Below are 13,520 nucleotides of genomic sequence, written 5' to 3'. Positions count from 1 at the left end.
CCGGTGATCATGACTGTCTCCTTAGCAAGCGCTTGTGTGCGTTTGTATAAGGATATGCCAGTCTAGGGTGATGTGTCGCTTGTTGTTTTAAGTCAAGCCGGTGCATGGTTTGGGATGCACCGGCTTAGCCAGATCAGCTCTTGGCCTTAGGCATTTGCGACACCAGCGACAAGCCGATATCCATGCCTTCCACCTGGAAGTGCGGCACGATAAAGAGCTTGATGCGGAAGAAACCAGGATTATCTTCGATATCCTCGACCATCACCTTCGCTTCACGAAGCGGGTGCGATGCCTGCAATTCATCGCCCGGATCCTTCATCTCGGTGACGAGACTCTTGATCCAGTTGTTCAGTTCGAGTTCGAGCAGACGGCGGTCCTTGGTCGTGCCGATATTCTCGCGCTGAATCAGCTTAAGGTAATGCGCAATGCGCGAAAGCAGGAAGATATACGGCAGACGTGCATTGATGCGGCTGTTTGCCGTCGCTTCCTTGGTCTCGTACAGCGCCGGCTTTTGCGTCGAATTGGCCGAGAAGAAGCAGGCAAAGTCGTGGTTCTTGTAGAACGACAGGGGAATGAAACCCAGATTGGCGAATTCGAACTCGCGCGTTTCCGGAATCAGCACTTCGGTCGGAATCTTGGGCTGCACACCCGTGCCGAGATCGTACAAATGCACCGGCAGATCTTCGACCTTGCCGCCCGCTTGCGGACCACGAATCTGCACACACCAGCCGTTATTCACGAAGCTGCGCGTCATGTTTGCAGCAAATGCAAACGAGGCATTCACCCACAGATAGCGATCATGATCCGGGCCCTTGACCTGCTCTTCGTAATTGAACGCGCGCACAGGCGTCGTATCCTTTCCGTAAGGCAGACGGCCAAGCACACGCGGCATCACCAGACCGACGTAGCGGGCGTCATCCGTGTCACGGAAGCTCTTCCACTTGATATATTCAGCGCGGTCGAAGTAATTGCCGATGTCCTGAATGGCAGCGACTTCTTCCATCGACTTCTTGCCGAAGAACTGTGCGCCGACCGAACCGATGAACGGCATATGCGCGGCCGCTGCAACCTTCGAGATATTGCGCAACAGCGCCACGTCTTGCGGAGAATTCGCGAATTCGAAGTCGCTGACCATTGCGCTGATCGGCTGACCGCCCGGTGTATCGTACTCCTCGATATACGTAAGCCGGTACAGACCGCTTTGGATCAATTCAGGCGAGTCTTCGAAGTCACGTGTCAGCGCGTCCTTCGATACATCGAGCACTTCGATACGCGCGTTCTTGCGGAAATCCGTGCGGCTCACCAGCATCTTGAGACCGCGCCAGCGGCCTTCGAGCGCCTGGAATTCGGGGTTGTGCATCACCGAATCGAGCTGCCTGCTGATCTGGCGATCCAGTTGTCCGATAAAGAAATCGAGCAGCGACTTGTCCAGCCGATCCACCGGCTTGCTGCTTTGCGCGACCAGATCGAGAAATGCGCCCATGCCACGCGCCAGACGCTCGTCGGCGGAAGCTTCGGATAGCATATCATTATCGCGGAATGCTTCGAGCGGACGCGCTTGCGCAACCGGACTCAGATTGATCTTGTTGCACAGCGATGCATACACGCTGTCGCCATATGCGTCTTGAGGCGCATCGAGCACAATGGTGTCGGCACCTGCGCTTTGACGGGCGGGATTCTTACTCATTATTGGTTTTGTCCTTAGTGCGGATCAGAGTTCCGGATGCGTCTTACGCATTGCCTTCGGTTTGCGTTGCAGCAGTCGCAATCTGCGCGAGTTCGCCACGTAGCTTGTCCGACAGTTCCTTGTTCTTCAAAATCTTTTCGAATTCGCGGCGGAACGTGCCGTTGTCAAGCAGATTCGACTTGAGGTCACGCAGCAGATTGCGCACAGCGAGCAACGCCTGCAGTTCCGGAATCTGACGTGCGACGTGCTCCGGCTCGAAGTCTTTCATCGAACGGAAAGACAGATTTACCGGCAGATCGGAACCGTCGGCGGCAAGCGTGTTCTCCGCTGCAAACTTCAGGTCCGGGGCATAGTCGGCAAGCACAGCGTCGAAATTGTTTTTGTCGATATTGACCTTCTTGCGCTCCGACACGGGCGCTTGCTCGCGGCCTGCGCTGAAGTCGCCTGCCACGAGCAACTTGAGCGGCAATTCGACCTTCTTCTGTGCGCCGCCGGTGTGCAGGTCCAGAGTAATAGACACTCTGCTCTTGGGAATTTCTCGCTGGAAGCTATCCATCAACACTCCTTATAAATTAAAAAAGAATTCGGTGTTCTATGTTCTTTCATTTTCCGGGGCAGTATTAGAACAGGTTTTGCGTTGCACTGCCAATTTTCCAAATCGCGCTTAATCTTTAAGCATTTTTGTTAATTTGATTGACCGCCACACAACAGCATTGCCGTAGAAACACTCTCATTCAAGATAATCTACAACCCTAAATGACATCACTCAATCAAGAATAGCTCTAGAATTTGATTCTTTTCAATATGATTAGTAAATTGCTGCACGAATGACACCCGAGCGGTTAGAATTCGCCGCCTCACTCAACCAACCATACTCGCGGCGCAATAAGACATGCGGATCGATAAACCGCTTTGGCACGAAGGACTCATCCTTACGCAACAGCACTTCCAGCAACAAGAGCGCTGGAACGACTTCGCATTGCGCCAGTTGGCCAACGCTACGCTCGCTGAACCGTGGGGCACGTTGGGCGTGGATATCGACGAAGATGCACTTGCTTCCGGACGTTTCAAACTTACTCGCCTCAAGCTGCGATTTCCCGACGGCACACCAATCGACACAGCGGTGGCGCATACGTTGCCACCCGCACGCGACCTCACTCAAGGCGTTTCGCCCGATCTGCAAAGTGTGACCGTGCTTGCCGCGCTTGCCCTTCCGGACGCTAATGGAAGCAACTGCCGCACGGACGAAACAACGCTTAGCCGGCCGCGTCGTTATTATCGAGAATTCGTTAAAGTTGTCGATATGAATGGCACCGACGAAGTCGAAATTGCGGCGGAGCGACATGCTTTGCGTTTGCTGTTCGACTTCGAATCGCATGCGGACGATACGGTTTGTCCGATAGCCCGCCTAACGCGATCGACCAGCAGCCAGTTTCAACTGGATACGCGCTTTGTACCCCCTTGCCTGACCTTAAACGCTCACGCGCTTCATATCGAACGCATCAATCGTATTGCGGACATTTTGCTTGCCAAGAGTCTGGCGCTTAGCGCGCGGCGCAGCGAACGGATCGAGCAAGTCGCGGAATACGGCATAGCGGATGTGCAACTCTTCTGGCTGCTGCATTGCATTCATGCCGCATGGCCGAAATTGCGCTTTCTCGCTTCACACCCGACTCAACCTACCGAGCGGCTTTACGGTGTACTTAGCGAACTCGTTAGTGCGCTATTGACCTTCTCTACCGGTTCGCAGCTTAGTGATATTCCGCTTTACGATCACACGCGCGCCGACGAGGTCTTTGCTCAGCTTGAGGCGTCGATGCGTCAATTGCTCGATGCCATCATTCCTTCGCGCGTGGTCTCGATCGGACTGGCTCGCGACAATGCCACCTTATGGTCCGGCCAGATCAAGGACGATCGCATCGCAACGGATAACGCCGACTGGTATATCTCGGTCAATTCGTCCTTGCCGGCATTCGAACTGATCGAGCGTTTTCCTCGCCTGTGCAAGATCGGTGCGCCGGACGACGTCGCACATATCGTCAATTCGGCGCTCGCGGGCATTGCACTCAAACCGGTGCAGCGCGTGCCGTCTGCCATTCCCGTTCGACTCGATAACCAATATTTCGCGCTCGATGCCACAAGCCAGGCCCATGTGCGAATGATGAACGCGCGCGCTTGCCAGGTTTATTTGCCAGCATCGATTCCCGATGCAACGCTCGAACTTTATGCTGTGCTCAAAGCATGACGATATCCACACTTCTTAAAGAAAATATCTCACCGCCAAGGAGCGGGCCGGCTCTTTCGCAAGCGGCGGGCGGCGGCATACGTGAATTGCTGCGCGACTCGGCATTGCTTGTTACGAATCTAGCGAGCGGAGGCAAGGCGGAAGATTTCGCTATGCTTAGAAACCGCTGCAAGCAGATCGTGCAGGAATTCACGCTCACACTCGATCAACGCGGCTTTACACGCGACGTTAGAGACGACGCGATCGTCGCACAATGCGCCCTGCTCGATGAAACCGCGCTTCGTCACCTGGACGAAACGAAGAAGGCGCTATGGATCGCAGAACCGCTTCAGGTCGAGCGGCTAAACCACCACAACGCAGGCGAATATGTATTCGAGCGCTTGGAAGCACGCATGCGCGAACCATCGCCGAATATCGGTTTGCTCGAATGCTATGCCGCCGTGCTCGGTCTAGGGTTCAAGGGCCGCTATGCTCTCGAAAGCGATGCCAGCCGCGATGCCTTGCTTAGTCGCCTGAACACGCTCCTTGAACGCCTGCGCCCCGCGCAATCGGAGACGTTCCTCGTCGAACGCGACGGTCAGCGCCTTGGTGATTGGTTTCATCGTCTTTCGCCTTGGGCTATCGCGGGAATCGCAACGCTCATTGCCCTCGCCGCATGGTTCTCGTGGCACCTGGCACTCGACGCTCAGCTTGCCTCGATGCCAACGGCAGCGGTTAAAAAGTGAACTCGGTTCAAAGGCTCGGATACCCCGCACGCTCGATCGTGACCCTTGCGGCCGCGCTCGCGCTCGCAGTGCACTGGTTCGTGCAGCCGCTTGGGAAAGAATGGGTGTGGTCTTGCACCATCGTCATTCTGCTACTAGCCGTGCTGCTGGTCGCTTATAGAACGCGCCAGTTGTCGCGTGCGCGTCAGCAAAGCGCGCATGTGCTCAAGGCGCTGAGCGCAGCGACTGCGGACATCCCCGTGAGTCTGCGCACGCGCATGCCCCTCGTGATCGTAACGGGCGATGCGCTCAACGCGCTGTTCGATCGTCATCAGGATGAGAAGCGGCTCGTCTATGTCGGCGACGGCGCGATCTGGTTGCGTGCGGATCGCGTGCGGGAACTGCCGCAACTCGCACTTGCCATGCGGCAATGGCGTGATGGTCAGGCACCCGACGGCGTTGTACTGAGCGTAGCGCCTGCCCTTTATGACGATGAAGACGCGCTTGCGCAATCATTGCGCATATCGCGCCAGTCACTCGCGGACGCATCGCGTATGGTCGGCATGCGGATGCCTGCTTATGTCGCGGTGTATCAACGTCTGACACGTGGAAAAAACGCTTCGTTGCAGTGGTACGGCGTTTCGACATCGACCCCGCTCGTCGATGCACAGCGCTTCGAAACCATGTTGTGCAACGCTGAAAGCGATCCCGCCGCTGCACCGCTCGCAGCCAGTCTTGCCGCCATCGTCGGATGGACGCAACGCGTTATATTCGGCATCCTTACCGATCCACGGCAACCTGCCGCGCCGTGGGCGCTGCACGGTGCCGGATGGATCGATTGCGGTCCAGCCAGCAATGCAGAAAAACCCTGGGAGCAGGATCTGCGCCGGAAGACGCATGTCATGCCCGCCGATGTCGCCGCTTCTCCGGCACCGTGGCCGCTTCCGCAGCCTCTGATCGAAGCGATGCCGCGTCGCCTGCGCGTTTCGCCGCGGATCGCCGCACTCGGTCATGCAATCGCAATCATTGCGTTGGCTGCCGCGGCCGCGTTTCTCGGCGCCGGACGTCATAACGCCGAATTGCTCACGCGCATCGACGCAGATATCACGCGCTACCGTGATATTTCCGCCGATCACGATGCAGCGCGTCGCGAAGCATTGAAAGCGCTCGTCGCCGATCGCGATGAACTGGATCGCTATGCCCGCACAAGCGTACCGTTGCGGCTGTCGTTCGGCTTGTATCACGGTGCCAGTGTCGCTCCTGCTTTGAACACGGCAATCGCCTCGTATCAACCGCCACCGCCGCCGCCCGAAGTCGTGACACTGGACAGCATGTCCTTGTTCGATAGCGGAAAGACTCAACTCAAACCCGGCTCGAATCGCACGCTGGTCAAGGCTTTGGAGATGATCAAGGCACACCCCGGCAAGCGTATTCTCGTAGCGGGTTACACGGACAACGCAGGCAATGCCGCGAGCAACCTGAAACTCTCTGTTGCACGAGCGGCTGCCTTGCGCGACTGGCTGATCGACGCATCGGGTATTGCGGCTACACAGTTCGCCATTCAGGGCTACGGCGACACGCGCCCGATCGCCCCGAACGACACGGCCGAGGGTCGCGCAAAGAATCGTCGCGTCGAGATCACACTCGTACCCGACTCCACAACGTAAAGCCGATGTAGTAACCCGGAGCTTTGGTTCCGGGACTTTGAAGACTCGAAAACATCGTTTTTCGAGAATGTTTGGTAGTACGAATAGGAGTAGATTATGGCAATTCCGGCCTATATGTGGGTCAAGGATGACGGCGGCGCCGACATCAAAGGTTCTGTTACCGTCCAGGAGCGCGAAGGCAGCGTCGAACTGGTCGCGTTCGATCATGGCATCCACATCCCGACCGACGGCAACACGGGCAAGCTGACCGGCACGCGCGTTCACGCGCCGATCAAGCTCACCAAGGAAACCGATTCCTCGACGCCGTATCTGTATAAAGCGGTGACGAGCGGTCAAACGCTGAAGTCCGTCGAAATCAAGTGGTACAAGATCGACGATGCGGGCAAGGAGAAGGAATACTTCAACACCAAGCTCGACAACGTGAAGGTCGTTGCGGTTCGTCCGAAGATGCTCGACATCAAAATTCCGGAGTACGAAAAGCACAACCATCTCGAAGAAATCGAACTGCGCTACGAGAAGATCACGTGGTCGTATAAGGACGGCAACATTATCCACAGCGATACGTGGAACGAGCGCGCATAACTTGCACGCTTGAGTTGCATTCGGGCTGGATCAACTGATCCGGCCCGTTCGCCGGTTCACTCAACATGAACCGGCGTTTTTCGAATCTTTGAAATTTCCGTTATGACTTCGCGCGACACCACCCATTTGCTTCGACGACTCAACCCGCATTGCGCACGCACGCTGGAAGCGGCCGCAAGCCTCTGTCAGACACGGCTTGCCGATGAAATCACCGTCGAGCATTGGCTGCTGAAATTGCTCGAAGCGGACGACGGAGATATTCCTGCGATTCTCCGTCACTACGAGATCGATATCGATGCGATCTGGAATGCGCTGCTCGCCGCCATCGATCGCTTACCACGCAATCTGCGTGGCATGCCAGCCTTGTCGATCCAATTGGCCAGCGTATTGCAGGATGCGTGGAATATTGCGTCACGCGAGGATATCGAAGGAACGATTCGTTCTGCAAATCTTTTGCAAGCAATCATCCATGCGCCGCATGTCATGCGCACTCAGGATGCGTGGCCGTTGCTTTCACTATCGACGGCGCAGATCGAGCGATTGCTACCGCGTCTGGGGCAGCGTTCATGTGAGAACGAAGCGAACGTGGAAGAACCAGAAGCAACATCGGCAGATCCAGTGCCTGAAAAGAGCACGCCGCAACGTTCTGTCGATAGCGATGCCCTCTCCCGCTTCGCGATCGACTTGACGGAGAAAGCGCGTCGCGGTGACATCGATCCCGTTTTCGGTCGTGATCGCGAGATCCAGCAAATGATCGACGTGCTCGTGCGTCGTCGCAAGAACAACCCGATTCTCGTAGGCGAGCCGGGCGTCGGTAAGACCGCGCTCGTGGAAGGGCTTGCCTTGCGCGTTGTCGATGGCAGCGTGCCTGCCTTGCTGCGTGATGTATGCATTCTCACGCTCGACCTCGGCTTGCTTCAGGCAGGTGCAGGCGTAAAAGGCGAGTTCGAACAACGCCTGAAAAATGTCATCGATGAAGTGAAGGCATCGGCAACGCCCGTGTTGTTGTTTATCGACGAAGCACACACATTGATTGGCGCGGGTAATTCCGCTGGAGGTTCCGACGCCGCGAATTTGCTGAAGCCCGCTCTCGCGCGCGGTGAATTGCGCACCATCGCGGCCACGACGTGGTCCGAGTACAAAGAATATTTCGAGCGCGATGCAGCACTCGAGCGACGCTTCCAGTTGGTCAAGGTCGAAGAACCCGATGACGACACCGCTTGTCTCATGCTGCGCGGCCTCGCCACGCGCTACGCGACGCACCACCACGTTCATATACGTGACGAGGCATTGGTTGCCGCCGTCAAGCTGTCACGACGCTATATTCCCGCGCGCCAATTGCCCGATAAGGCAGTCGATCTGATCGACACCGCAGCGGCGCGCGTAAGTATGGGACTCGACACGGCGCCCGCAGAACTTCAACGTGCCAAAGCATGCGTAGCCGCGTTGGAACTCGAGCGCGACACACTCGATGCAGACGAGCGTGCGGGTATCGACGATGTCGCAACGCGGCGCGAAGCGTTGGACGCGTCCATCGAGCAGGCAAAACATGAAGTCGATGAGATGACATCGCGCTATGAGCGGGAATTGTCGCTTGTGCAAACGCTGCTGCAACAACGCAGTGACGGTCACGCAAAGCCCGACGCAGAGGCGATTTCCCGCGCAAAACATGCTTTGGCTGAAGCCCAGGGCAAGACGCCGCTGATCTTCGCCGACGTCGATGCGCAGGCTATCGCGCGAGTCGTCGCGGAATGGACCGGCGTTCCGGTCGGCAATCTCGTCGAAGATGAGTTGGTGGGTCTGTTGACGCTTGAACAGCAACTCGCCAAACGCGTGGTCGCACAAGAAGACGCACTCGGCATGCTCGCGCAAAGCCTTCGCACCGCTAAAGCAGGCCTTAAAAGCGAGCGCGCTCCTTTGGGCGTATTTCTGCTTGCAGGCACATCGGGTGTCGGTAAGACGGAAACGGCGCTTGCTTTGGCCGATACCTTGTTCGGTGGCGAAAGCGCGCTTACGACAATCAATATGTCGGAGTACCAAGAATCGCATACCGTGTCGCAATTGAAGGGTTCGCCACCGGGTTATGTCGGCTATGGACGCGGCGGCGTGCTGACGGAAGCCGTGCGTCAGCGGCCCTATAGCGTGGTATTGCTCGACGAAGTCGAAAAAGCGCATCGCGACGTGCTCGACATCTTCTACCAGGTATTTGATCGCGGCACCATGCGCGATGGCGAAGGTCGCGAGATCGATTTCCGAAATTGCGTCATTCTGATGACATCGAATCTCGGCAGCGCTCAGATCGACGAAGCGACGACTGATAATCCCGACATCGCTCAGGCCGCTTTGTTGGACGTCATTCACGATCCCCTCGTCAAGCACTTTCAACCTGCTCTGCTTGCGCGCTTTCAAACGCTTGTTTATCGGCCTTTGAATGCCGATGCGATCGCTGCGATCGTAAGACTCAAGCTCGATAAAATCGGCGCGCGGCTTAAGCGTCAACACAATGTCGAACTCGTTTGCGATGAATCGCTGATAGCCTCACTGGCACAACATTGTCTCGCCCGCGAATCCGGCGCACGCACCGTCGATGCGTTTCTCGATCAACGCATCCTTCCCACTGTTTCACGCGAATTGCTGACGCGTATGGCAACCGGCATCGTGCCCGCAGAAATTCGTCTTGCGAGTTCGGAAGAAGGCAATCTCGCGATCGAATTCATCGATCATGATGCCAATGTCAACGCCTGAAGCGAGCCGACATGCCAGCGGGTCCATCGCTTTATGACATGTTGCTTGGTCAGATCGACGGCGAAGCAATCGATCAATTCGACGACCGCACACTCGAAGCCTTGAGTGTGCAGCAGAACGTGCGGCGCATTCTGAACACGCGTGCCGGCGCATTGAAGCATTTGTCGGATTATGGCTTGCCGGATTTGACTAACGTGTATAAGGAATTGCCGGGATCGTCGCACGCGCTTAAGCAACAAATGGAAACGACCTTGCTCAAATATGAGCCTCGTATTCGAGCAATCGATATCGCCATTCTGGATTGCGATGATCCCGGCTTGCAAGTCAGCTTCGAAATGACGTGTCACCTTAAGAAAGCGGGTCTTGTGCGCTTCGGCACGTATTTCGTGCCGCCGGGTGTGTTCAGGCTCGAACGGCGCGTACGCGATGGCCGCTAATCGCCTCTAGTGGCTCGCCCCTAGATACGCGGCCTTGACCGAAGGATCATTGCGCAATTGCTCCGCAGGACCATGCGTTGCAACGCGGCCGTTTTCGAGCACATAGCCATAATCCGCGACATTCAACGCAGCCGCCGCGAATTGCTCGACGAGCAACATCGTCACACCGTCTTTTTTAAGGCGCTCGATGATCCGAAATACTTCGTCAACGAGAATGGGCGCAAGACCCATCGACGGTTCATCGAGTAAGACGAGGTCGGGGTTCAGCATAATTGCGCGCGCCATCGCAAGCATTTGCTGTTCGCCGCCCGATAAGGTTCCCGCAAGCTGATTGCGACGTTCTTTAAGGCGCGGAAAGAGTTCGATCGCGCGTTCCAGGTCCGCTGCAACATCGCCTTTGGGACGCGCCCACGTCAAACGAGGAAACGCGCCCAGCAAAAGATTGTCCGTTACCGACATCGTCGCAAAGACACGTCGGCCTTCGGGCGAATGCGCAAGGCCCAGGCGCGCGATCTTGTACGAATCAAGAGAATCGATACGTCTGGCGTCACTGCCTACGCCCATAGTAATTTCGCCAGACGTCGCCTTGATCATGCCGGAAATAGCGCGCATGGTCGTGGTCTTGCCCGCGCCATTCGAACCGATCAGCGTGACCACTTTCGCTTTAGGCACGCTAAGCGAAATGCCATGCAAGACTTTCACCTTGCCATAGCCCGCATGCAGGTTCTCGATCGTCAGCATATGCGTTTCCCCGTTAAGCTGCTGCTTGCGCAGCTTGTCCGCCCAGATACGCTTCGATTACTTTTTCGTTGGCCTGAATTTCGGCGGGCTTGCCTTCGGCAATTTTCTGCCCGAAATCCAGCACCGAAACGGTGTCGCATACACTCATCACCACATCCATGTGATGTTCAATCAGGACTACAGTTATTCCATGATTCCGCACTTTGCGTATGATCGCGACGAGTTCGCGTATGTCGGGCGCGGTAAGGCCCGCAGCGGGTTCATCGAGCAGTAGCAGTTGGGGATCGAGGGCAAGCGCGCGAGCTATTTCAAGCAAGCGTTGCTTGCCATAGGGTAAATTCCGCGCTTCCTCACTTGCGACATTCTCAAGCCCTACGAATCGCAGCATATTGAACGCACGCTCGCGCGCTGCTTGTTCTTCACGTCGATATCGACCGCTCATAACGCCGACATCCGCAAAGTTGGATTTGAAAGTGTGATGCAGGCCCACGAGCACGTTCTCAAGTGCGGTCATTTCGCCGAACAACTGCACGTTCTGAAATGTGCGTGCAATGCCCGATAGCGCGATCTTCGCTGACGTGCGTCCCGCAAGCGATTCGCCTTGATATTCGATCGCGCCCGCAGTCGGAACATAGATGCCGGTCAGGACATTCATCATCGTGCTTTTGCCGGAACCGTTAGGCCCGATCAAGCCGTGAATCGTGCCGCGTTTGACGGTCATGTTCACGTCGTTGAGCGCTTTAAGGCCACTGAACTGCATCAGTACATTGCGTACATTGAGAATTGTGTCCGCGCCTTCTATGGCGACAGCGGCAATGGCGTCGTCCTGACGCGATTCTTTGGCGAGTTCTTCCGTATCGACTTTTGTGACGCGCACGCGGCCCATGTTCAGCGTTTTGCGCACGAAGCCGACGATACCGTCCTGCAAGTAATACACGACGAGCAGGATCATCAGGCCGAAGATCGTCAAGCGCCAATCCGTGAGTGCTTCAATCCAGAAAGAAAAAATCGCCAGCCCCGCTGTTCCGATAATTGGCACTGCGACGCGTTGGATTGTCGTGGTTTTGCGTGCAAGCGCGAGCACCGCGCCCACAATCACCAATACGGCCAATGCGGTCGCCACGACTCTGAAGTTGGAAATATCGTCTAGCAGCTTTGGCAATAATACGATCACCGTCGAACCGATGATCGCGCCCGTGCGAGTCTTGCGGCCACCCATGATGATCGCAAGCAGGAACAAAATGGTCAGTTCGAAATTATACGTATTCGGCGAAATATATTGTTCGGAATACGAATAAAGACATCCTGCCAATCCTGCAAATCCCGCACTGATAACGAACGCGTACACCTTATGCCGATACACCGACACGCCCATGCAATCCGATGCGATCGGGCTGTCGCGCAAGGCTTCAAATGCGCGTCCAAGATGAGATTTCAATACGCGATGCACCACGATCAGCGAGACGACAAGCATAGCCGCAACGAGCCAGTAATACTGCGTCTCGTCCAGACGATGCCCCGCGAACATTGGCTTAGGAATTTTCAATCCCATCGGGCCGTTGGTCAAAAAATCCATTTCGTTGATCAGAATCTGGATGATCGTGCCAAACGCGAGCGTCACCATCGCGAGATAAGGACCGGATACGCGCAAAGCGGGTAAGGCAAGGATGGCGCCAAAGCCTGCGGTAATCAGGATCGCTAAAGGCGCGGTCACATAGAACGGCATGCCTAATTTGATAAACAGCACGCCGGCGGTGTACGCGCCGACGCCGAATAATCCCGCGTGTCCTAGCGACACCTGTCCCGTATAACCGACCACGATATCCAGCCCGAAGAGCAGAATCGCGTAAATCATGATAGTTTCGACGAGGTGTATGTAATACGCATTGCCCGATGCAATCGGAAATATGGCAAGCGCAACAAGGCCCACCAAAGCCGCGATCCAGTTCTTTGCTTTCATGATGGCTGCCTCAGACTTTCTTGATCGCTGTCTTGCCGAACAGTCCGGCGGGTTTCACCGCAAGCACGATCAGCAGCAGCACGAGTCCGGGCACGTCTTTATAGCCCGTCGAAATATAGAAGCCGGTTGTCGTTTCGGCGATGCCTAGAATCATTCCGCCGACGACAATGCCCATGCCGCTAGACAAGCCGCCGATGATCGCTACTGCAAAGGCTTTGAGTCCGAGTACCGCACCCATCGTCGCGCCGGTTAATGTCAGCGGCGCAATCAAAACCCCTGCAAATGCAGCCGTCAGCGATGAAAGCGCGTAAGAGAACGTGATGACAAGGCCCGTGTTGATGCCCATAAGCGCAGCGGCATCGCGATCGTTAGCAGTGGCGACCACGGCCTTGCCGAAGATCGTCTTGCGGTTGAAAAATTCCACGGCCAGCATCATCACCAACGCGCCGCCGACGACCAGTAACTCCATCGGCAAGACATTCGCGCCTAGCACCTTGAGCGGTGCTTCAGGCAACGGCGACGGAAAGCGCAGATCATCGCGACCCCATACATTTTCCGCGACATTCTTGAAGATAATGCCGAGCGCGATGGTGGACATGATCCAGCCAAACTCCGACTTAATCTTGATTGCCGGTCTCACGCCAATACGCTCGACAAACGAGCCTTGCACCAGCCCGAACAAACACACCAGCGGAATCATCAGCCAATAATTCACGCCCGCCGATACCAGCGTCAAGCCGACCAGCGCGCCG

11 protein-coding genes are annotated in these 13,520 nt (G+C 56.1%); 6 read left to right on the top strand and 5 right to left on the bottom strand.

Annotated elements, in window-relative coordinates; translation table 11 throughout:
• Nucleotides 1-133: 133 nt before the first annotated feature.
• Together tssC and tssB are read right to left on the bottom strand one after the other, a co-directional pair.
• Nucleotides 134-1,687 (bottom strand): type VI secretion system contractile sheath large subunit, encoded by a 1,554-nt coding sequence (tssC, locus tag P7F28_RS03105; RefSeq protein WP_277182978.1) that lies wholly within the window; start codon nucleotides 1,685-1,687, stop codon nucleotides 134-136.
• Between the two features lie 43 nt (nucleotides 1,688-1,730).
• Entirely contained in the window at nucleotides 1,731-2,243 is a 513-nt protein-coding gene (gene tssB, locus P7F28_RS03100; RefSeq protein ID WP_277182977.1) for a type VI secretion system contractile sheath small subunit, read from the bottom strand.
• A gap of 336 nt (nucleotides 2,244-2,579) precedes the next feature.
• Here tssB and tssK point away from each other — a divergent pair, with 336 nt between their 5' ends.
• From tssK to tssE, 6 genes are all read left to right on the top strand, one after another.
• Nucleotides 2,580-3,932 carry a type VI secretion system baseplate subunit TssK gene (gene tssK / locus P7F28_RS03095; protein ID WP_277182976.1) on the top strand — a complete coding sequence of 451 codons (1,353 nt, stop codon included), beginning with the start codon at nucleotides 2,580-2,582 and terminating at the stop codon, nucleotides 3,930-3,932.
• Complete coding sequence (locus tag P7F28_RS03090; protein ID WP_277182975.1) at nucleotides 3,863-4,657, top strand: DotU family type IV/VI secretion system protein; 795 nt, start codon at nucleotides 3,863-3,865, stop codon at nucleotides 4,655-4,657. The genes tssK and P7F28_RS03090 overlap by 70 nt, the downstream gene beginning before the upstream one ends.
• A complete protein-coding gene (locus tag P7F28_RS03085; RefSeq protein ID WP_277182974.1) occupies nucleotides 4,654-6,303 on the top strand; it encodes an OmpA family protein in 1,650 nt (549 codons plus the stop codon). The genes P7F28_RS03090 and P7F28_RS03085 overlap by 4 nt, the downstream gene beginning before the upstream one ends.
• A gap of 96 nt (nucleotides 6,304-6,399) precedes the next feature.
• A complete protein-coding gene (locus P7F28_RS03080) occupies nucleotides 6,400-6,885 on the top strand; it encodes an Hcp family type VI secretion system effector (RefSeq protein WP_277182973.1) in 486 nt (161 codons plus the stop codon).
• A 102-nt stretch (nucleotides 6,886-6,987) separates the two neighbouring features.
• Nucleotides 6,988-9,630, top strand: coding sequence for a type VI secretion system ATPase TssH (gene tssH, locus P7F28_RS03075; protein ID WP_277182972.1), 2,643 nt, complete (start codon nucleotides 6,988-6,990; stop codon nucleotides 9,628-9,630).
• A gap of 11 nt (nucleotides 9,631-9,641) precedes the next feature.
• Nucleotides 9,642-10,067: a type VI secretion system baseplate subunit TssE gene (gene tssE, locus P7F28_RS03070; RefSeq protein ID WP_277182971.1), complete on the top strand. Its 426-nt coding sequence runs from the start codon at nucleotides 9,642-9,644 to the stop codon at nucleotides 10,065-10,067.
• A gap of 6 nt (nucleotides 10,068-10,073) precedes the next feature.
• Here the strand turns inward: tssE and P7F28_RS03065 are convergent, their stop codons facing one another.
• From P7F28_RS03065 to P7F28_RS03055, 3 genes are all read right to left on the bottom strand, one after another.
• Nucleotides 10,074-10,808, bottom strand: coding sequence for an ABC transporter ATP-binding protein (locus P7F28_RS03065; protein WP_277182970.1), 735 nt, complete (start codon nucleotides 10,806-10,808; stop codon nucleotides 10,074-10,076).
• A gap of 13 nt (nucleotides 10,809-10,821) precedes the next feature.
• A complete protein-coding gene (locus P7F28_RS03060; protein WP_277182969.1) occupies nucleotides 10,822-12,768 on the bottom strand; it encodes a branched-chain amino acid ABC transporter ATP-binding protein/permease in 1,947 nt (648 codons plus the stop codon).
• A gap of 10 nt (nucleotides 12,769-12,778) precedes the next feature.
• Nucleotides 12,779-13,520 (bottom strand): branched-chain amino acid ABC transporter permease (locus P7F28_RS03055; RefSeq protein WP_277182968.1); only part of this gene is annotated, 742 nt, incomplete at its 5' end.

It is taken from the genome of Caballeronia sp. BR00000012568055, assembly GCF_029439455.1.
In the GTDB taxonomy this organism is placed as follows: Bacteria; Pseudomonadota; Gammaproteobacteria; order Burkholderiales; family Burkholderiaceae; genus Caballeronia.
The sequence above is the reverse complement of the archived record's forward strand: the minus strand, read 5'-3'. Positions and strand labels throughout refer to the sequence as shown.

What these genes read in the sequence shown, in the direction of transcription:
- tssC (WP_277182978.1), bottom strand. Translation starts at nt 1,687, where the DNA reads ATGAGTAAGAATCCCGCCCGTCAAAGCGCAGGTGCCGACACCATTGTG.
- tssE (WP_277182971.1), top strand. Translation starts at nt 9,642, where the DNA reads ATGCCAGCGGGTCCATCGCTTTATGACATGTTGCTTGGTCAGATCGAC.
- P7F28_RS03080 (WP_277182973.1), top strand. Translation starts at nt 6,400, where the DNA reads ATGGCAATTCCGGCCTATATGTGGGTCAAGGATGACGGCGGCGCCGAC.
- P7F28_RS03065 (WP_277182970.1), bottom strand. Translation starts at nt 10,808, where the DNA reads ATGCTGACGATCGAGAACCTGCATGCGGGCTATGGCAAGGTGAAAGTC.
- tssB (WP_277182977.1), bottom strand. Translation starts at nt 2,243, where the DNA reads ATGGATAGCTTCCAGCGAGAAATTCCCAAGAGCAGAGTGTCTATTACT.
- tssK (WP_277182976.1), top strand. Translation starts at nt 2,580, where the DNA reads ATGCGGATCGATAAACCGCTTTGGCACGAAGGACTCATCCTTACGCAA.
- P7F28_RS03060 (WP_277182969.1), bottom strand. Translation starts at nt 12,768, where the DNA reads ATGAAAGCAAAGAACTGGATCGCGGCTTTGGTGGGCCTTGTTGCGCTT.
- tssH (WP_277182972.1), top strand. Translation starts at nt 6,988, where the DNA reads ATGACTTCGCGCGACACCACCCATTTGCTTCGACGACTCAACCCGCAT.